The sequence below is a fragment of the Rhizobium oryzicola genome, from assembly GCF_030504645.1.
GTDB lineage: Bacteria > Pseudomonadota > Alphaproteobacteria > Rhizobiales > Rhizobiaceae > Neorhizobium > Neorhizobium oryzicola.
This window is the reverse complement of sequence record NZ_JAUKWQ010000001.1, coordinates 1184357-1202868: the sequence shown is the minus strand read 5'-3', so window position 1 is coordinate 1202868 and position 18512 is coordinate 1184357. Positions and strand designations below refer to the sequence as shown.

The 18512-nt window shown below is 59.2% G+C and carries 20 protein-coding genes; 11 read left to right on the top strand and 9 right to left on the bottom strand.

Going from position 1 to position 18512, the window contains the following annotated elements:
• The first annotated feature begins 2 nt into the window (after positions 1-2).
• From ygfZ to Q2T52_RS05935, 9 genes are all read left to right on the top strand, one after another.
• Positions 3-845: a CAF17-like 4Fe-4S cluster assembly/insertion protein YgfZ gene (ygfZ, locus tag Q2T52_RS05975; protein ID WP_302075739.1), complete on the top strand. Its 843-nt coding sequence runs from the start codon at positions 3-5 to the stop codon at positions 843-845.
• A 32-nt stretch (positions 846-877) separates the two neighbouring features.
• On the top strand, positions 878-1477 hold the full coding sequence (locus Q2T52_RS05970; RefSeq protein WP_302076049.1) for a YfbR-like 5'-deoxynucleotidase: 600 nt from the start codon (positions 878-880) through the stop codon (positions 1475-1477).
• Positions 1474-2043 carry a tyrosine phosphatase family protein gene (locus tag Q2T52_RS05965; protein ID WP_302075738.1) on the top strand — a complete coding sequence of 190 codons (570 nt, stop codon included), beginning with the start codon at positions 1474-1476 and terminating at the stop codon, positions 2041-2043. Before Q2T52_RS05970 ends, Q2T52_RS05965 begins: the two co-directional genes overlap by 4 nt.
• 37 nt (positions 2044-2080) lie before the next feature.
• Complete coding sequence (locus Q2T52_RS05960; RefSeq protein WP_302075737.1) at positions 2081-2974, top strand: mechanosensitive ion channel family protein; 894 nt, start codon at positions 2081-2083, stop codon at positions 2972-2974.
• A gap of 354 nt (positions 2975-3328) precedes the next feature.
• Complete coding sequence (locus Q2T52_RS05955) at positions 3329-6064, top strand: DUF2339 domain-containing protein (RefSeq protein ID WP_302075736.1); 2736 nt, start codon at positions 3329-3331, stop codon at positions 6062-6064.
• Positions 6057-6710 (top strand): HD domain-containing protein, encoded by a 654-nt coding sequence (locus Q2T52_RS05950; protein ID WP_302075735.1) that lies wholly within the window; start codon positions 6057-6059, stop codon positions 6708-6710. Before Q2T52_RS05955 ends, Q2T52_RS05950 begins: the two co-directional genes overlap by 8 nt.
• A gap of 8 nt (positions 6711-6718) precedes the next feature.
• Positions 6719-7561, top strand: coding sequence for an MOSC domain-containing protein (locus tag Q2T52_RS05945; protein ID WP_302075734.1), 843 nt, complete (start codon positions 6719-6721; stop codon positions 7559-7561).
• A 91-nt stretch (positions 7562-7652) separates the two neighbouring features.
• Positions 7653-8546, top strand: a complete 894-nt coding sequence (locus tag Q2T52_RS05940) for a DMT family transporter (protein WP_302075733.1) — start codon at positions 7653-7655, stop codon at positions 8544-8546.
• A 146-nt stretch (positions 8547-8692) separates the two neighbouring features.
• Positions 8693-9670 (top strand): flagellin N-terminal helical domain-containing protein, encoded by a 978-nt coding sequence (locus Q2T52_RS05935; protein ID WP_302075732.1) that lies wholly within the window; start codon positions 8693-8695, stop codon positions 9668-9670.
• On the opposite strand, the gene recO is transcribed toward Q2T52_RS05935, so the two are convergent.
• Complete coding sequence (recO, locus tag Q2T52_RS05930) at positions 9663-10439, bottom strand: DNA repair protein RecO (RefSeq protein WP_302075731.1); 777 nt, start codon at positions 10437-10439, stop codon at positions 9663-9665. The genes Q2T52_RS05935 and recO overlap by 8 nt on opposite strands.
• A 140-nt stretch (positions 10440-10579) precedes the next feature.
• On the opposite strand from recO, the gene Q2T52_RS05925 reads away from it, so the two are divergent.
• Positions 10580-10960, top strand: coding sequence for a hypothetical protein (locus tag Q2T52_RS05925; RefSeq protein ID WP_302075730.1), 381 nt, complete (start codon positions 10580-10582; stop codon positions 10958-10960).
• Positions 10961-10965: 5 nt separating this feature from the next.
• On the opposite strand, the gene era is transcribed toward Q2T52_RS05925, so the two are convergent.
• The 8 genes from era to rpoZ all read right to left on the bottom strand — a co-directional run bounded on the left by era (position 10966) and on the right by rpoZ (position 17579).
• The gene (gene era, locus Q2T52_RS05920) at positions 10966-11907 is read right to left on the bottom strand and encodes a GTPase Era (protein ID WP_302075729.1); all 942 of its coding nucleotides are present in this window, start codon (positions 11905-11907) and stop codon (positions 10966-10968) included.
• Between the two features lie 5 nt (positions 11908-11912).
• The gene (gene rnc / locus Q2T52_RS05915; RefSeq protein ID WP_302075728.1) at positions 11913-12629 is read right to left on the bottom strand and encodes a ribonuclease III; all 717 of its coding nucleotides are present in this window, start codon (positions 12627-12629) and stop codon (positions 11913-11915) included.
• Positions 12629-13372, bottom strand: coding sequence for a signal peptidase I (gene lepB, locus Q2T52_RS05910; protein WP_302076048.1), 744 nt, complete (start codon positions 13370-13372; stop codon positions 12629-12631). The genes rnc and lepB overlap by 1 nt, the downstream gene beginning before the upstream one ends.
• A 66-nt stretch (positions 13373-13438) precedes the next feature.
• Complete coding sequence (gene acpS, locus Q2T52_RS05905; RefSeq protein ID WP_302075727.1) at positions 13439-13864, bottom strand: holo-ACP synthase; 426 nt, start codon at positions 13862-13864, stop codon at positions 13439-13441.
• 71 nt (positions 13865-13935) lie between these two features.
• A complete protein-coding gene (locus Q2T52_RS05900) occupies positions 13936-14397 on the bottom strand; it encodes a DUF2062 domain-containing protein (protein WP_302075726.1) in 462 nt (153 codons plus the stop codon).
• Positions 14398-14526: 129 nt separating this feature from the next.
• Positions 14527-14679, bottom strand: a complete 153-nt coding sequence (locus tag Q2T52_RS05895; protein WP_302075725.1) for a DUF3563 family protein — start codon at positions 14677-14679, stop codon at positions 14527-14529.
• A 125-nt stretch (positions 14680-14804) separates the two neighbouring features.
• On the bottom strand, positions 14805-17045 hold the full coding sequence (locus Q2T52_RS05890; RefSeq protein WP_302075724.1) for a RelA/SpoT family protein: 2241 nt from the start codon (positions 17043-17045) through the stop codon (positions 14805-14807).
• 120 nt (positions 17046-17165) lie between these two features.
• Complete coding sequence (rpoZ, locus tag Q2T52_RS05885) at positions 17166-17579, bottom strand: DNA-directed RNA polymerase subunit omega (RefSeq protein WP_302075723.1); 414 nt, start codon at positions 17577-17579, stop codon at positions 17166-17168.
• A gap of 285 nt (positions 17580-17864) precedes the next feature.
• Here rpoZ and Q2T52_RS05880 point away from each other — a divergent pair, with 285 nt between their 5' ends.
• Complete coding sequence (locus tag Q2T52_RS05880; protein WP_302075722.1) at positions 17865-18443, top strand: LabA-like NYN domain-containing protein; 579 nt, start codon at positions 17865-17867, stop codon at positions 18441-18443.
• Positions 18444-18512 lie beyond the last annotated feature (69 nt).

The window sequence follows — 18512 nt, the reverse complement described above, 5'->3', positions numbered from 1 at the left end:
CCATGCCTGCTGCCTCACTGCCCCATCGAAGCCACATCAACCTGACCGGACCGGATGCGCAAGACTTCCTGCACGGCATCATCACCACGGATGTCGAGGGTCTGCCTGCCGGCGAATACCGCCCGGGTGCCTTGCTGACGCCACAGGGGAAAATTCTCTTCGATTTCCTGATTGCGCGCACGGAAGACGGTTTTGTGCTGGAAGTCGACCACGGCCAGCGCGACGCCCTTCTGCGACGCCTTGCCATGTACAAGTTGCGCGCCAAGGTGGACATCACGCCCGGCACGGAAGGTGTCACCGTCGCCTGGGGCGATGAGGCGGCAGCGGCAGAGGGCATTGTCGATGCCGCCTTCGGCAAGGCCGGAATTTTGCTGAAGCGCCAGCCGGGCCTGCACGGGCAGGACGCGGAAAGTGCTTATGACCTTCTGCGCATCGAAGCGGGCCTCGCCATTTCGGGCAAGGATTTCGCGCCTCAGGATGCCTTTCCGCACGATGTCCTGCTTGATCTGGATGGCGGACTTTCGTTCCGCAAGGGATGTTATGTCGGCCAAGAGGTGGTTTCCCGCATGCAGCATCGCGGCACCGCGCGCCGACGTGTCGTGCAGGTGAGCGCAAACCAGCCGCTTCCCGCTTCCGGTACGGAGATCGTCGCAGGTGGCAAGCCGCTCGGCACGCTTGGAACTGTCATGGAAAATAGGGCGCTGGCGATCGTGCGCATCGACCGCGTGGGTGATGCGGTCGCCCATGGCCTTGCGATCAGCGCCGGTGACGTCGAGGTGCAGCTGACGCTGCCCGCCTGGACTGGGCTGCAGTTTCTGACGGATGCACAAGAGGCGGAAACGTGACGTCCGCTGCTACTGCACGCGCCTGGCAGCGCATGCTGTCCGGCCGCCGCCTTGATCTCCTCGATCCCTCGCCGCTCGATGTGGAAATCTCCGACATCGCGCACGGGCTTGCGCGCGTTGCCCGCTGGAACGGGCAGACCAAGGGTGACCATGCCTTCTCCGTCGCGCAGCATTCGCTTGTGGTGGAAGAGATCTTTCGCCGCTGCAATCCTTCGGCTTCCGCCGATGACCTCATGATGACGCTGCTGCATGACGCACCGGAATATGTGGTCGGCGACATGATTTCGCCTTTCAAGGCTGTCGTCGGTGGCGGCTACAAAAGTGTCGAGAAGCGGCTGGAAGCTGCCGTGCATCTGCGCTTCGGGCTTGCGCCGCATCCAACCCGAGAACTCAAGGTTCTCATCAAGAAGGCCGATACGATCTCAGCCTTTTTCGAAGCAACGGAACTTGCCGGTTTTTCGGCGGAAGAGGCACGCAAATTCTTCGGGCTGCCGCGTGGCATCACCCGCGACATGATCCTGATCGATCCACTGCCGGCGCTGGAGGCGCAACGTCTGTTCCTGGAGCGCTTCGACGCCCTGGAGGTCGCACGCGGTCATAGTCGAGCCACGAAGACAGGCAGCAAGCCATGAGCGCGATTATCGTCTGCCCGCTGGAAAAGATTGCGGAACTGGCCGTGCGCTACGGTGCACGTGAGATGGTGAGCCTGATGGCGGAGAAGCAGGACTTTCACCGTCCAGCGGTCATCAGGGCCGAGCGGCACCTGAAGCTTGCCATGAACGACATTACCTTTGCCGGCACCGGTGACCTGATCGCGCCGAGTGAAGCGCATGTGGAGCGGCTCATCGACTTTGCAAAGAACTGGGACCAGACGGCACCGCTGATCATTCATTGCTGGATGGGTGTGTCCCGGTCCCCCGCTGCGGCGGTGATTGCTTCACTGGCGCTTCACCCCGACGAGGATGACTTTGCGGTTGCCGCGCGCCTCCGGCAGGTGGCGCCGCATGCAACGCCCAACAGCCGCATGATCGAGATCGGCGACCGGGCACTTGGGCGGGGGGGCCGGCTGGTGGCGGCGATCAAATCCATCGGGCGCGGGGCGGAAACCGATGGCCGGGCCTCCTTCGTCCTGCCGCTGCCCACCGCTCCGGTCATGACCGAAGCGCCAACGGAAGGCTTGACCGCCGCCGCGCCTTGACCACTTTAGCCTGACGACGTCAGCAGAGAGCATTTTCATGGATCAGGCTTCGCAATTTGTCATCGCTTCGCGCGCAGCGCTCGCGCAGCTCAGCGCACTGGCGGTGCAATATTCCTTCTCGGTCATCGGCGCGATCATCATCTTCATCGCCGGCTGGCTGCTCTCCGGCCTGCTCAGCCGCTGGTCCCGCGAAGGCCTGAACAAGATCCACGGCATCGACATCACGCTGGCGCAGTTTCTCGCCAATGTCATTCGCTATGCGGTGATGGTGATCGTCGTCGTCATGGTGCTCGGCCAGTTCGGCGTACAGACGGCCTCCATTCTGGCGGCTCTTGGCGCCGCCGGTCTGGCAATTGGCCTGGCACTGCAAGGCACGCTGCAGAATATCGCAGCCGGCATCATGCTGCTGGTGCTGCGGCCGTTCCGGGTGGGGGAATATATCGATGCGGGCAATGTCAGCGGCACGGTGCTGGACATCGGCCTGTTTGCGACGGAACTGAAAACCGGTGACGGCATCTATCGCATGGCGCCCAATTCCACGCTGTGGAACGTGCCGATTACCAATTACAGCCGGTTGCCGACGCGCATGTATGACCTGACCATCGGCATCGATTACACAGATGATATCGAGACGGCCGAAAAGGTGCTGCTGGATCTCGCCAAGGCCGATGAGCGCGTGATGCAGAATCCGGCGCCGACGGTTTTTGTGGCGGAACTTGCCGCCAGTTCCGTCAATCTCACACTGCGTTTCTGGGCCCGCAGCGATGTGTGGTGGGCGACGACCCGCGACCTGACCAAGGCTGCCAAGACGGCTCTCTCCCGCAACGGCCTCCACATCCCCTACCCCCAGATGACCTACCATCAGGCGGGCGATGCTGCGCCGCCAAAGCCCGCGCCGAAAGGGCCCCAAGAAGGCCCCAAACCGGATTAATCTTGTTCCAGCCGGTTCCTGTAGGGTCTGGTTGGTGTAAGCTCTAGGGTGAGGACTCAATCATCTTGTTGAAATAGTGTGAGGCGATCCGGATGAGATACAAGGCGAAAAACGGAGGCGATGCTTTTGCATCGGCGAGCTTTTCAACGATGTAGCTCGCCGGATCGACCACATCCAAAGGACGCGCGAACGGCTGCGATCTGCTTTGTCGAAGCACTTGAATGGGTCTAAAACCCGTCCGTGCGCGCTGCTCCTCGCATATCATGGCCGTTCATCGCGCCATTTCAATAATATGATTGGGTCCTCACCCTAGCCTTTGTTCCTTCCTCCCCTCATCGGTCGCAAGGAGTGCCCATGATCGAAATCCTCGTTCTCGTTCTGGTGCTCGCCCAGATCATCTGGCACCGGAAACTGGTGAATCGCGTCAATCAGTTGGAGGATGAGGTCAAGGTTCTGCGTGAACGTTCATCGACGGTGCCGACGACTGTGTTGGCGGAAGAAACTGCGCCAGAACCAGCCATCACGGTTGATACGCCGGATGTCACGGAAACCAAGGCAGAGCCCGTGGCCGAGGCCATCGAGGCCGCGGCAAGGGAGATCCACGAGGATCAGTCGCCTGCCCCCACTCCCCAGGCCGCGCAGCCGCGCGAAAGCTTCGAAAGCCTGTTTGGTGCGCGCTGGGCCGTCTGGGTCGGCGGTCTGGCTCTGGCGCTTGGTGGCGTCTTCCTCGTCCGCTATTCGATCGAAAGCGGCCTGCTGGGGCCGGGTGCTCGACTGGTGCTGGCGACCCTGTTCGGTCTGGCCCTGGCGGGCGGTGGCGAGCTTTTGCGGCGCGGTCTTTTGCTGAAGCTGCCGGAGGCCTATTCCAATGCCATGATCCCCGGCGTGCTGACGGCCGCGGCCTCGGTGACGCTGCTTGCCACCATCTATGCCGCGCATGGCTTCTACGGTTTTATCGGTGCGACCCCGGCTTTCATCCTGCTGGCGCTGGTTTCCCTCGCGACGCTTGGCCTCTCCCTGCTGCATGGGCAGGCATTGGCGGGTGTGGGGCTGGCGGGATCTCTTATCGCGCCTCTGTTGGTATCGTCCACATCACCGAATGTGTCGGTTCTCTTCGGCTTTCTCGGCATCGTCTGGCTCGCCAGCAACGCGGCGGCACGCCTGCGCCGCTGGCTGACACTGCCAGTGCTCGCCAATCTGGGGCTCGGGTTCTGGTGCATGGCCTATATGGTCAGTGTATCAATCGTCGATCCTATGCCGCTTGCCTTTGCGCTGCTGGTGATGATTGCCGGAACGCACTTCATCTGGCCGGGGGCCGTATTCGAAGCAACAGTGGCTGAAACCGCCGAGATTGAGGCCATACCCCCCGCCAGAAGAATACTGAGGCTGTTTGCCCAGCCGCCACTGGGAATGACAATCAGCGTCAGCCTGGCGGCAAGCCTGCCAATGCTTCTGCTTCTGGCGCTTGAAACGCCAAGCTATTCCTCGCCTATTCTTGCCTTCGTCGCCGTCACCGGCGCACTGGCCGCGCTTGGAAGCGGGCGTCTCCATGCAGGTCTTGCCGCAGTCGCAGCGAGTGTGACGGCCATCATCGGAGCGCTGATGTTGGCCTCCACCGATCTCTCCGACCTCTCCCCCATCACCAACCCGCAAGCCAAGCCCGCCACCCGCTTGATGGGTCTGCTGACGCCGGACTCACTCGCCCTGCTGATCCTGGGCGCGATCTTCGCCTTATGCGGGTTGATGGCGATCCGCCGCCGACATCAGACGGCACCGGACTTTGCTGCCTTCTGGGCGGTTCTTGCCGCGGCCATACCGATAGGGCTTGCCACCATCAGCTTCCTGAGCGACGGCATCCTGGCACGCGACTGGGCGCATGGCGCCTATGGCATCCTTCTCGGTGGAGCGTTGCTGTTCGGGGCGATACGTATCATTCGCTCAGCCGAGGATGACCTTACCCGCGATCTTCTGCTCGTCGGCTCTTTCGGTGCATTCACCTTTGCCCTGCATGCGCTGACCAACGGGCTCACCACCACAATCCTCGTGCCCGTTCTCGGCTTTGCCTATGTGCTGGCAACGGCGCGCCAGCCGTGGCGCGGACTGCCTTGGGCCATGGTGGCCGCCGCGCTTTTCGTCATGGCACGGATCGGCTGGGAGCCGTCGCTGGTCGGGCCGGATCATCTCGGCAAAACGCCGGTCTTCAATGCCCTGCTGCCGGGCTATGGCGTACCGGCCCTGCTACTTATTGCATCCGCCTGGAGGCTCAGACACTGGCGCGGACTGCGCGTCCTGAATGCGCTTCAAGGTCTGGCCGCGATCATGTCGCTTCTGGCGGTCGCCATTCTTGTGCGTCACGGCATGAATGGCGGCACGCTCGACGCGCGGGTGCCGACGCTTGGCGAGCAGTCGATCTACACACTGCTGACCATTGGCCTGTCCGGCGTATTGATGACGCTCGACCTCAGAAGTCCGAGCCTGACCTTCCGTTATGGCTCGATGCTGGCGGGCATTCTGGCAACGATCAATGTGCTCTCATTGCATGTCTTCGGTCTCAACCCGTACTTCACCGGCGAGAGCATCGGCACCCTGCCGGTCGTCAATCTGCTTCTGCCCGGCTATCTCTTGCCTGCGCTCGCCTATGCAGGCCTTGCCTATTATGCCCGCGACAAGAGGCCCTTACCTTACGTGATCATGCTGGCACTGACGGCTGCCCTTCTCGGCTTCCTTTGGGCCACGCTCAGCGTGCGCTGGGCCTGGCAGGGCAATGATATCGCCAGCTGGAAGGGTTTCCTCCAAGGCGAAACGTATAGCTATTCCGTCGTCTGGCTGGTGATCGGTGTTGCCCTGCTCGCGGTCGGATCGAGGCTCGATGCGCGCAGCCTGCGGCTCGCTTCGGCGGGCCTAGTCGTGCTGACGGTGCTGAAGGTGTTCCTGATCGACATGGCCAATCTGGAAGGTATCCTGCGAGCCCTGTCTTTCATTGGCCTCGGGGCGGTTTTGATCGGAATCGGCCTGTTCTACCAACGCATTCTGGTGCAGAAAAACGGCACACACAGCCCCGCCGATTCGAAAGACACCCCCAATGCCTGACAGCTCGTTTGCAAGCCGCTTCGCGCCGTTCGAAGCTCTTGCAACGCTTTTGCTTCCCCATGCCGCGGACGGAGACGATGGCGCGCATGACCTGGCACATATTGTCAGGGTCTTCCACAACGCCCTGCGCATTCATGCCAAGGAAGGCGGAGATGCCGAGCTTCTCGCTTCTGCCGTCCTGCTGCATGATTGCGTGGCAGTCGAAAAGAATTCTCCACACCGCAAGCAAGCTTCCCGTCTTGCTGCCGAAAAGGCCACTGAGGTTCTGTTATCGCTCGGTTGGGAGAAGGCACGGGTGGAAGCGGCGGCGCATGCTATCCTGACCCACAGCTTTTCCGCCAATATCCCGCCGGAAACACTGGAAGCAAAAATTCTGCAGGATGCGGACCGGCTGGATTCGCTTGGTGCAATGGGTGTCGCTCGCACATTTTACATTGCGGGACGCATGGGTTCGGCGCTTTACGACGCCGCCGACCCCTTAGCCAAACACCGCGATCTGGACGACAAAGCGTTTTGCCTCGACCACTTTCCGGCTAAGCTTTTAAAGCTGGCGGACGGCTTCCAGACTGAAACCGGCCGGACGTTGGCGGCCGAGCGTCACCGGCGCCTGGAAGAATTCCGCGATCTCTTTCTCGACGAAATCTGAGGTTCATCATGCGCGTTTCGGCTCTCAAAATCTATCCTCTGAAGAGCGGGCGCGGCATCCCCCTCCACGAAGCGGAGATTGGCCGTGAGGGGCTGGCGGGAGACCGCCGCTGGATGATCACCGACCCCAGCGGTCGCTTCATTACCCAGCGTGAATTGCCGCAACTGGCAACACTGGTTGCCGAACCGCAAGCTGCGTCGCTGCGCCTCAGCATGGGAAGCGAAGTGCTTGATGTCGCTCACCCCGCCCCCGAACGTCGCCTGGAGGTGGTCGTCTGGAAATCGACCGTCAGCGCCGCCGTTTGCGATGATGCCACGAACGCGATCGTGTCGAAATGGCTGGGACAGGATGTTCGTCTGGTCTTCTTTGACCCGCAGGCCTCCCGCACCGCCAGTAGCGAATGGGCGGGCCCGGATAGTCCGGTGACCTTTGCAGACGGCTACCAGATCCTCGTCACCACGACAGGTTCACTTGCGGCGCTGAATGCGGATATGCAAAAGCATGGCGAAGTGCCCGTCACGATGGATCGCTTCCGACCCAATATCGTGCTGGATCATGATGAGCCGTGGGCGGAAGATGGCTGGACCGCCATCGAGATCGACGGTCTCGTTCTTTCCTTTGTCAAACCCTGTTCTCGCTGCATCATGACGACGCAGGACCAGCTGACCGGATCTCGCGAGGGAGCGAACCCGATGCCCGCCATGGGACGCATTCGCATGTCCGCGGATCGCCGTGTGCCGGGGCCACTTTTCGGATGGAACGCGGTTCCGCTCGGCACCGGCCGCATCGTGATAGGCGCTGACGTCAAGGTGCTGGAGCAGCGTGAGCCTTGGCCGTTCAAGCAGCGCTGAACATCTTTTCGTCCCCCGAGCTGTTGTTTCCCGCAGGCGCCCTATCTCCAACCAATCTACCTTTCATCCTCGCATTCCCGAGCCCAACTGCATGAACAAGAAAACCACCGGCCTCGTCTTTGCCCTTTCGGCCGTGACGATCTTTTCCATGCAGGACGGCATTTCGAAGCACCTGGGCAGTGTCTATTCCCCCATCTTCATCACCATGCTGCGCTACTGGGCCTTTGCAGCCTTTGCCGTGCTGTTAAGCACGCGTGGCCGCGGCGGCATTTCCGGCGCGGCATCCAGCAGCAGACCGTACCTGCAGATGGCGCGAGGTGCGCTGCTGGTGATCCAGATCGTCATATCCATTTACTCTTTTGCCATTGTCGGACTGTCGCAAACGCAATCGATTTATGCTGCCACGCCCCTGATTGTTGCCGCACTCTCTGTCCCGCTCCTCGGCGAAAAGGTCGGCTGGCGGCGCTGGACGGCCATCGGCGTCGGACTTTTTGGTGTCCTGCTGATCATCAACCCCGCCACAGCGACGATAAGCATTGCCATGTTGCTTCCGGTGGCGGGTTCTGCGCTCTTTGCGCTTTATGCCATTATGACGCGGCTGGCCGGACGGACCGATAGCTCCAGCACAAGCTTTTTCTATACCGGCGTCGCCGGGGCGTTTGTCATCACTTTCATCGGCCCGCTGTTCTGGGCAACGCTGCTGCCTCTGGACTGGCTGTTGATGATTGTGCTGTGCCTCACCGGCATGACCGGGCACTACCTGCTGATCCGCGCCTATGACCTCGTCGATGCGGTCACCGTTCAACAGATCGGCTATGTACAGGTTGTGCTTGTCTGCATCATTGGGGTTGTCGTCTACGGCGAGCACCTGACGCCCAACATGGTCGTCGGCGCGATACTCGTCATCAGTGCCGGTTTCTTCACGATCTGGCGCGAAAGCCGCAAGCGCGCCTTAGCGAACTCGCCTCCCTCGTCCACTGCGTGACACCCCGGAAAATATGATACAGCTTTAAGTGGCCATTAAGGTTAGTGATGGTTAAATCGGAACGTTCCGGTGACTGTGCTCGCTAACCATGTTCGGCGATTATCGTCTCGACGGAACGTGATTATCTGTTCCGAGTAGAGCGTAGCATGTCGAGTATAATCACGAACGAGGCCGCCATGGCGGCCCTGAGCACTTTGCGCAGTATCAGCGCAGATATGAACGTCACCCAGAACCGGATGACGACAGGCGCGAAGGTCGACAAGGCTGCCGACAATGCCGCCTACTGGTCGATTGCGACCACCATGAAGTCTGACGACAAGGCATTGAGTGCGGTTCAGGATGCACTCAATCTTGGCTCGGCTGTGACTAACGTGGCCTATTCGGGCCTCGATTCCGCCATCAAGGTGACGGACGAGATCAAGAAGAAGCTCGTAGCTGCCAGCCAGACAGGCATAGACAAAGACAAGGTGAACATGGAGATCACGCGACTGAAGGATCAGTTGCGCTCCGTTGTCGATTCCTCCAGCTTCAACGGTATCAACTGGCTGAAATTCGGTGACTCGTCGGCGACGACGGCAAAGGTCGCCGCCGCCTATTACCGGGATCTGCAGAACGGTGTCTTCCTGTCGACCCTGGAGGTACCAATCTATTCAGGCTCCGCTGGGGGGCGCGTCAGTTCACTCGTTGATGTGCGAACCACCGCCACGTCCGGCGATGCCGGCATACTGACCAGCTTCCAGTTTGCCAAAAATGTCAGCGCCGGGGCGAACTATGTTCTCGTTTTGAACGACAGCAATCGCAGTGCCGGAACGGAAATCTCCATTGATCGGAACACATCGAACAAACAGCTATCGGACATGATTTCTGTCGTGGATGGCATGTTGCAGATGATGACGGATGCCGGCGCCAATTTCGGTTCGCTGCAGGCAAGCGTCAACCTGCAAGCGGATTTCACCGCAAAGCTGCGCGACTGGATCCATGAGGGTGTCAGCCGCCTTATCGATGCAGATATGAACGAAGAGGCGACTCGATTAAAAGCACTGACCACTCAGCAACAGCTGACAATTCAGGCGCTATCGATTGCCAACAGCAAGCCCCAGGCTATCCTGCAATTGTTTAACTGATTGCGGTTTGGGATAGCACCGGGGGTGAGACGTGATCGATCGCACGCATCGCCTTCAGCGCAGCCTGTACGAAGCCATCGCGCGCGGCCGTTTCCGTCAGGCCGCGCGGCTCGTAGACATGGCGGTGGAGGAAAAAGCCGCTCAGTCTGAAGGCCGCCGCAAGGCTCTGCCCGTCGGCAGCCATGCTTCGACCTTCGACGAGGAAAGACGGTAACGTCAAAAGTCTGTCCGCATAGGGAGCCCCGGCATCGCGACAGACGGCACGACCACTTTTCGGCGATACGTAGATCAGATCGTCACGTGTGCCAGTCGCCGCACATTGCGTCAGATCCAGGCCGAAGCCGAGATCGTTCAGGACGGCCAGTTCAAACCGAACGAACAGTTCTCCTGCACCTGCGGGATCGTCCATGTGATCGAGGATGATATCCAATGCATCAAAGAGATGCGGGTGCGGGTCGCGTTCCGGCAGCAGGCGCAGCAGTGCTCCCATGGCCTGCACACCATAGACGGACGTGGCGGTTTCCATCAGCCGCGCCGCCCGAAGCCGGATCGGTTCAAGCTTGAAATCACCGAGATGTTCATCAAGCCGCGCCCGCCAGACGGCGTCGACGCGATTTCCTGCCTGCAATACGGGCTGCATGCTACGCGAGCGGCCAGAGCGCACAAGACCTAGATGACGACCGCGCGTGCGCGTCATAACCTCGGCGATGACACTCGTTTCGCCGTGACGCTTCACCCCGATGATGATGGCCTCATCCTGCCACTGCACAGCCCGCGGACTCCTTTTGCAAGGTGAGAACATTAGCGCATAAGTCGCTCGGAATGAATCGGTTTCCCGATGTTCCTGCACCGGGAACCAATCGCTGTCTTTCGGTGTTGCTGGCCGCCAGAGAAATTTTTGGAGCCACTATGCGTTACGCTCTCCTTGCCGCCAGCCTTTTGACCGCCCTGCCCGCGACCGTCCCTGCCTATGCTCAGTCTCCCGGAATTGAACAGGCCTGCGTCGCGGTTGCCAAACACTTCCTTCTATCTCCGACACTGAAGACCGGCGTGGTGCAGTCCTTTCCCGAACTTGATCCGCCCGGCGCGCGCCTGACCTATTCCACCCGGCAGAACCCGGAACCGACGGACTTCAACAACGAGATCGACTGCGAATTCAGCAAGGCGCAGGCGCCTTTCCAGCTCAAGCGCTTCTGCATTTCCAACACATGCTATTCCTCGGACGAGCAGGACGGCGATCGCAAGCGTCGCTTTGAAGAAGTGAAAGCGCTGATGGATCGCCAGAAATAATCAGATCAGCCGCGCGGGAATTCCAGCCCCATCTGACGGAAGCGTTCCGGGTCGTCACCCCAGTTTTCGCGAACCTTCACGAACAGAAACAGGTGCACGGGCTGTTCCAGAATTTCCGAAAGCTCTTTGCGGGAGGCGGTCGAGATTGCCTTGATCGCCTCACCGTTCTTACCGAGCGCGATCTTCTTCTGGCTATCGCGCTCCACGTAGATCACCTGCTCAATGCGCACCGAGCCATCCTTGCGCTCTTCCCACTTTTCCGTCTCGACGTGAGAGGAATAGGGAAGCTCCTGGTGGAGCCGCAGGAAAAGCTTCTCGCGGGTGATTTCAGCGGCCAGCTGCCGCATCGGAAGATCGGAGATCTGGTCTTCCGGATAGTACCAGGGCCCTTCGGGCAGTCTATTCGACAGATAGCCAAGCAGATCGTCGCAGCCGGAGCCCGTCGTGGCCGAGATCATGAAAGTGCTTTCGAACTGAATGACCTCATTCGCCTTGGCGGCGAGTGCCAGAAGATCCTCTGGCTTAACCCGGTCGATCTTGTTCAGCACCAGGATCTTCGGCTGGTGAACTTCCTTCAGCCCTTCCAGAATGGCTTCCGCATCGCCGCGCAGACCGCGTTCGCTGTCGATCAGCAACATGATCAGGTCGGCATCCTTGGCACCGCCCCAGGCGCTGGTGACCATTGCACGATCAAGCCGGCGGCGCGGCTTGAAGATACCGGGCGTGTCCATGAACACGATCTGGGCATTCTCGTGGATCGCAATGCCGCGCACGATGGCGCGCGTCGTCTGCACCTTGTGGCTGACGATGGACACCTTGGCGCCGACGAGCCGGTTGACGAGCGTGGACTTGCCGGCATTGGTAGCACCGATCAGGGCGACAAAACCGGATCGAGTCGCGAGGCCCGCATCATCCTGCGTGCCTTCAGGCATTGCTTCTTCTGTCATTGTGTTCAACCTTCAGCGTCGGTTTTCTGCCAGACGCCTTCGCGTTCGAGCATCTTGGTTGCAGCCACCTGTTCGGCGGCGCGTTTGGAGCGTTCCACACCCGTTTCCGGGGCTATGCCATCAATCTCAACGGTCACCGTGAAGCGCGGATCATGATCCGGTCCGCTGCGATCGTCAACGCGGTAGGAAGGCGTGGTGGCAAAGCGGGCATGGGCCCACTCCTGCAGCTCCGTCTTGGCATCGCGTCTAGCAGCGTCGGCCTTGGTGGCACGCTTTTCCCAATGACGCAGAATGAAACCGCGTGCGACCTCTAGCCCCCCATCGAGGTAAAGCGCGGCAATCAGGCTTTCCACCACATCGGCGCGCACATTCATCATGCGCTTGCCCGTCAGCTTTTTCACGTCGGAACCGGTGCGAATGAACTGATGCAGGCCGAGTTCATCCGCCACGCTGGCACAGCTTTCGGCGCTGACCAACTGGTTCAGTCGCACAGAAAGTTCGCCTTCCGTTGCATTACGGAATGTGGTGAACAACAGCTCCGCCACGCAAAGCCCGAGCACCCGGTCGCCGAGGAATTCCAGGCGTTCGTAATTGGCAACCTTGGCGCCGCCCGTGCTGGCGTGGGTCAGCGCTCGGTCGAGCCATTGCTTGTCGGCAAACGCATGCCCGATAGCTGTTTCCAGCCTCGCACGTTCATCACCGGAAAGCGACGGAGCCTTCATCAACGAACCACCTTGAACAGACGATCCCAACGCATGTTGGTCGGCCACTTCCAGAATTCACGGAAGGAGGTATCGTTACCGAGCGAGAAGAAGATCACGCTGGCACGGCCCACCAGATTCTCAGCCGGCACATAACCCACATCGAAGCGGCTATCGAGCGAGTTGTCGCGGTTGTCGCCCATAAAGAAGTAATGACCCGGCGGCACCACGAACTCGCGCGTATTATCACCGCGTGAATTGGGCGACTGGTCGAGCGTGTCATAGGTTACGCCGTTATCCAAGGTTTCGCGGAAGACCGGAACATCGGCACCAGGATCCAGACGGTAGTCCGAAGTGAAGGTACCATCGGCCTGTTTCGGAACAGGCTGGCCATTGATCTGCAGAACGCCGTTGATCATCTGGATGCGATCGCCGGGAAGACCGACAAGGCGCTTGATGTAGTCAACTTCCGGATCGGTCGGCAGACGGAAGACGATAACGTCGCCACGCTTTGGATCACTGGCGAGAATGCGGCCGGAAAACAGGTTCGGCGAGAACGGCAGGGAATACTTGGAATAGCCGTAGGCGAACTTGTTGACGAAGATGTAGTCGCCCACCAACAGCGTCGGCATCATCGAGCCGGATGGAATGGTAAAGGGCTGGAAGAGAACCGTGCGGATGATCATCGCCAGCAGAAGCGCCTGGATGATGACCTTGATGTTTTCCCAGAGGGCGTTCTGCTTCTTTTCGATGTTTTGCGACACTTGCACGTCTTTCGTTTCCAGTCTTTGGGAATGTCTCTAACCGCTTAAGCCTGACCGGGCAATGGCTCAATCGGTCCCTGCGCCCGAAGCCGCGACACGCGGACGCGCCTCGATCACCACAAACGCCTGCGCGTAAGGAAATTCATCGGTAATGGTAAGGTGAATCACCGCCTCGTGTCCGGCTGGAAGCAGGGCATCCAGATGGTCTGCCGCGCCGCCGGTCAAGACCATGGTCGGTTTGCCGCCCGGTAGGTTTACGACGCCCATGTCCCGCCAGAACACGCCTTGCGCGATACCCGTTCCCAACGCCTTGGAGCAAGCCTCCTTGGCCGCAAAGCGCTTGGCGTAAGATGCGGCGCGGGTCTTGCGTCCATCGGACTTTCTGCGTTCGATCTCGGTAAAGCAGCGATGGGTGAAGCGCTCGCCAAAGCGTTCGATCGATTTTTCCACCCGCCGGATATCTATCAGGTCACTGCCCATGCCGATGATCATCGAAATCCTCTTGAACCCATATGCCTCTGGGCTGCTGCGCTGGTAAATTCATTATGCTCATGCCGAAAGCCTTACCGCAGGGCAAGGCGCTCACGACGGGCGGCGCGATAACGCCTGATCGCCAGAAAAGCGAGGAGATAGCAGCAAGGTCCAGTCACGATCATGAGAGGAAGCGCACCGAGCAGCATTGGCTGAAGGACTGGCTTCCACAGCTCCAGCACATGAAAGCCTTCCAGGCTACGCAAGACTTCGGTGATCGGCGCGGGCCCGGACGTATCGCGCCCAAGGAGCACATGACCGACTTCCCAGGTGAGCGGCAGAATAAAGGGAATGGTGAGAGGGTTACTGAACGTCGTCCCGATGGCGGCAGCGACAAGACTTCCGCGCACGAGCCAAGCAAGCGCCAGGCCCATCAACAGGTGAACGCCCGGAAATGGAGTCCAGGCAACGACGAAGCCAGCCGTCAATCCGGCGGCAACCGCATGAGGCGAACCCGCGACCCGTACGGTTCTAATCTTGGCGTAACGGAACATGCGCCAAAATCTTGATGTCATGCTCCGGCGGGGAGCTTTCATTTTTGACCTCCTCACGGTCGAACGCGGTACACCGCGTCCCATACAGCGCCCAATTCGGGCGCAATCGTGATTAGGTCGAGGTGGAACTTAGATGGCCTTGCGGAACATGCCACGGTCGATCTGGCGCATACGATATTCCAGCTCAATGGCGTCGTTCGATTCATTCAGATATGCCATTTCACGTTCCTGAACGGTCGGAGCGCGGAGGCTGCGTGCGAGCTTGCGAAGCGGCTTGAACATTGTCTTGTTCCTCTTGTTGCGATGCACAATATATACGCCATCCCAACGAAATCGACCAACGCTAGCCCGCCGTGCCAGCATTGCACTCTACGCATACCTAACGCAGCGACCCACTGCCTATTGCCTCAATCATAGACACGTTTGACAGTAGACACGCAGTCCAGTTCCTTCAGCTGCGACAGCAATTGCGTCAGATGTCGCAGATCCCAAACTTCCACTTCTACCGCGATGTCGGAGAAATCCGAGGCCGCGTTTCCGACCATGTGCAGCGTCTTGATATTGATGTCCAAATCGGCCGTCGTCTTGCAGACGGATGCAAGAGTGCCTGGCTCGTTCAACGTGTTGAGCGCAAGCTTTGCAGGAAAGCGCGATCTGTTTGCTTCGTCCAGATCCCATCGCACATCGATCCACCGCTCGGGTTGATCATCAAAATGCTGCAACGCAGAAGACTGGATCGGGTAGATGGTCAGCCCCTTCCCCTCTTCCATGATCCCGACAATGCGATCTCCCGGCACAGCGCCTGCCGGCGCAAAACGCACCTCCACATTGCTGGCAAGGCCGCGGATCGGCAGGTGATCGGCTGAATTGGCATCCTCTGCCGCCTTGGCGGCTTCCGTCGCGGTTCGCTTGCCGTCTGGCAGGCGGAAGGCCATGCCCGATGCACTCGGCATATTGAACCACCCCTGATCGGCAGCCGGTTTCACGGTGGTGCGTTCATCCTTGTAATCCGGATAGACGGCACGCATCACATCCAGAGAGGATAGCTCACCGCGACCGACGGAGGCAATCGCATCCTCGACTTCCTTATGACCAAGGCGATGCAGAACAGGCTTCAGGATTTCACGGGAGAAGGTCTTGCCGGCGCGCTCGAAGGTGCGTTCCAATATGCGGTATCCCAGCCCTGCATATTGCTTGCGGATCGCCATGCGGGTGGCGCGTCGAATCGCGGCACGCGCCTTGCCGGTGACGACGATCTCTTCCCACGCTGCCGGCGGCACCTGCACGCCCGAGCGGATGATCTCAACTTCATCACCATTGTTCAACCGCGTCACCAGCGGCATGATCCGACCATTAATCTTGGCGCCAACGCAGGTATCACCGATATTGGTGTGGACCGCATAGGCAAAGTCGATCGGGGTCGCGCCGCGCGGCAGCGCAATCAATTTGCCCTTGGGCGTGAAGCAGAACACCTGGTCCTGGAACAGTTCCAGCTTGGTATGCTCCAGGAATTCCTCCGGATTGTCGCCTTCCGCCAGCGCTTCGATCGTATGGCGAAGCCAGGAATAGGCGTTGGATTCCTTTGGTAGACGGTCACCACCCTCGGCATTCTCGCCGTCCTTGTAGAGACTGTGGGCGGCAATACCGAACTCGGCAATCTCATGCATGCGGCGCGTGCGGATCTGCAGTTCGATACGCTGGCGTGACGGACCGACGATCGTGGTATGGATGGAACGATAATCGTTCTGCTTCGGCGTCGAAATGTAATCCTTGAATCGGCCGGGCACGACCCGCCAGCGCGTGTGCACGATGCCGAGCGCGCGATAGCAGGCGGGAATATCATCCACCAGGATGCGGAAGCCATAGACATCCGACAGCTGCTCGAAGGACAGCGACTTCGACTGCATCTTGCGGAAGACGGAATACGGCTTCTTCTGGCGCCCCTTGACGTAAGCATTCAGGAGACCATTGGCGATCAGGAGGTCACGCAGTTCGTCTTCGATCTTCTTGATCAGACCTTCGTTGCGCGCAGAAAGCTCGGCCAAACGCTGGGTGACGGTCTCGTAGGCTTCCGGGTTCAGGTAGCGGAAGGAAAGATCCTCCAACTCGTCGCGCATATCCTGCATACCCATGCGACCGGCAAGCGGTGCATAGATTTCCATCGTTTCTTCGGAGATGCGGGCACGCTTGTCATCGCGCATATGCTCGAGCGTACGCATGTTGTGCAGGCGATCTGCCAGCTTGACGAGCAGGACGCGCACGTCATCGGAGATAGCCAAAAGCAGCTTGCGGAGGTTTTCGGCCTGCTTCGCTTTCTTGGAAACGAGGTCTAGACGCTTCAGCTTGGTCAGGCCCTCGACAAGGCGACCAATGTCTTCACCGAAGAGTTCGTCAATTTCGGCGCGGGTGGCTGTCGTATCTTCGATCGTGTCATGCAACAGAGCGACGGCAATCGTGGATTCATCCAGATGCATGTCGGTCAGAATCGCCGCGACTTCCAGCGGATGCGAAATATAGGGGTCACCACTCGCACGCTTCTGCTGTCCATGCTTTTGCATCGCATAGACATAGGCTTTGTTGAGTAGAGCTTCATTCGCGTCGGGCTTGTACTTTTGCACCCGCTCGACGAGCTCATATTGCCGCATCATGCTACCGAAGATCCTCGCAATACATCAAAAAAGAAAAAGGCGCGCCAATCCATCGAGATTGGCGCAGCCAGAACCGTTAACGCAAGGAGATTAGGGTGACAGGATTGACGAATGGTATCGTCAGTAGTCGTCACTCTTCTCCGGGGGCACCAGACCCTCAATACCAGCCAAAAGCTCTTCTTCCGACATCTGGTCGAAGTTCAGCGTTTCCGGCAGGTCGTCTTCCTCGGCATCACGATCAACACCAGCAGCAACGCCGGTATTGGCGGAAATGAGGCTGGACGGATCGGGCTCAGGCTCATCCACTTCCACATGCTTTTGCAGCGAGTGGATCAGATCCTCCTTCAAATCGTCGGGAGACAGTGTCTCGTCAGCGATTTCGCGCAGCGCGACGACCGGGTTCTTGTCGTTGTCGCGATCAACCGTGATCGATGCGCCTTGCGAAATCTGGCGGGCGCGGTGGCTTGCGAGCAGCACCAGCTCAAAACGGTTATCGACTTTATCGATGCAATCTTCTACCGTGACACGGGCCATTGCCTGTCCTTTGCGATCAGCATTTCTGGGATTGATATCGCGATACTAGCATTACGACCATATTTCAAGTTTTTCCTACGCATGATGGCGATTCCGGGAGCCCGACGAAAATTCCCCGCAATTTCAATCAAAAGCTGCTTGGATTGTGGCGAATCGTAGCGTATTGCACTATTATATGCATATTCAATAATGTATGGCCTTGTTCATTAGCCCGCCAAACAGCCCTGATGGTGGGAACAGGAATTTGCGCTAGCATAAAATTTGCGTGAAGGGAGTGGAGGATAAATGTTCGACCCAAGGGAAAAGATTGCGCTGTTTATTGACGGTGCCAATCTCTATGCCGCGTCCAAAAGCCTCGGATTCGACATCGATTATAGAAAGCTCCTGAAGGCTTTTCAGAAGCGAGGCTACCTTCTGCGTGCCTATTACTACACCGCTTTGATCGAAGATCAGGAATACTCGTCGATCCGCCCCTTGATCGACTGGCTCGATTACAACGGATATAAAGTCATCACCAAGCCGGCCAAGGAGTTTACCGACTCCATGGGGCGTCGGAAGGTGAAGGGCAATATGGACATTGAACTGGCCATCGATGCTATGGAACAGTCGGAGACGGTCGATCATCTGGTCCTGTTCTCCGGCGATGGCGACTTCACTACGCTGGTGGAAGCGCTTCAGCGGAAGGGCCGCAAGGTGTCCGTGGTTTCAACGATGGCAACGCAACCGCCGATGATTGCCGATGATCTGCGCCGCCAGGCCGACCACTTCATCGACCTGGTATCGCTGAAGGCTGAAATCGGTCGCGACCCATCAGAGCGAGTCCAGCGGGCTGTAGAACCCGCTCCGGAGTCGCAGGACGTTTAAGGAATTTCGAATTGGGCCGGGACACTGGAATACCGGCCCGATCCACTTAGCCTCGAAATTGACGCCCGT

Bases quoted from the DNA above. Each gene is read 5' to 3' on its own strand.
- Q2T52_RS05960 (WP_302075737.1), top strand. From the start codon at position 2,081: ATGGATCAGGCTTCGCAATTTGTCATCGCTTCGCGCGCAGCGCTCGCG.
- Q2T52_RS05925 (WP_302075730.1), top strand. From the start codon at position 10,580: ATGCGTTACGCTCTCCTTGCCGCCAGCCTTTTGACCGCCCTGCCCGCG.
- Q2T52_RS05900 (WP_302075726.1), bottom strand. From the start codon at position 14,397: ATGTTCCGTTACGCCAAGATTAGAACCGTACGGGTCGCGGGTTCGCCT.
- Q2T52_RS05950 (WP_302075735.1), top strand. From the start codon at position 6,057: ATGCCTGACAGCTCGTTTGCAAGCCGCTTCGCGCCGTTCGAAGCTCTT.
- Q2T52_RS05940 (WP_302075733.1), top strand. From the start codon at position 7,653: ATGAACAAGAAAACCACCGGCCTCGTCTTTGCCCTTTCGGCCGTGACG.
- Q2T52_RS05890 (WP_302075724.1), bottom strand. From the start codon at position 17,045: ATGATGCGGCAATATGAGCTCGTCGAGCGGGTGCAAAAGTACAAGCCC.
- Q2T52_RS05955 (WP_302075736.1), top strand. From the start codon at position 3,329: ATGATCGAAATCCTCGTTCTCGTTCTGGTGCTCGCCCAGATCATCTGG.
- Q2T52_RS05880 (WP_302075722.1), top strand. From the start codon at position 17,865: ATGTTCGACCCAAGGGAAAAGATTGCGCTGTTTATTGACGGTGCCAAT.
- Q2T52_RS05935 (WP_302075732.1), top strand. From the start codon at position 8,693: ATGTCGAGTATAATCACGAACGAGGCCGCCATGGCGGCCCTGAGCACT.
- rnc (WP_302075728.1), bottom strand. From the start codon at position 12,629: ATGAAGGCTCCGTCGCTTTCCGGTGATGAACGTGCGAGGCTGGAAACA.
- Q2T52_RS05945 (WP_302075734.1), top strand. From the start codon at position 6,719: ATGCGCGTTTCGGCTCTCAAAATCTATCCTCTGAAGAGCGGGCGCGGC.
- Q2T52_RS05965 (WP_302075738.1), top strand. From the start codon at position 1,474: ATGAGCGCGATTATCGTCTGCCCGCTGGAAAAGATTGCGGAACTGGCC.
- Q2T52_RS05895 (WP_302075725.1), bottom strand. From the start codon at position 14,679: ATGTTCAAGCCGCTTCGCAAGCTCGCACGCAGCCTCCGCGCTCCGACC.
- ygfZ (WP_302075739.1), top strand. From the start codon at position 3: ATGCCTGCTGCCTCACTGCCCCATCGAAGCCACATCAACCTGACCGGA.
- acpS (WP_302075727.1), bottom strand. From the start codon at position 13,864: ATGATCATCGGCATGGGCAGTGACCTGATAGATATCCGGCGGGTGGAA.
- era (WP_302075729.1), bottom strand. From the start codon at position 11,907: ATGACAGAAGAAGCAATGCCTGAAGGCACGCAGGATGATGCGGGCCTC.
- rpoZ (WP_302075723.1), bottom strand. From the start codon at position 17,579: ATGGCCCGTGTCACGGTAGAAGATTGCATCGATAAAGTCGATAACCGT.
- Q2T52_RS05970 (WP_302076049.1), top strand. From the start codon at position 878: ATGCTGTCCGGCCGCCGCCTTGATCTCCTCGATCCCTCGCCGCTCGAT.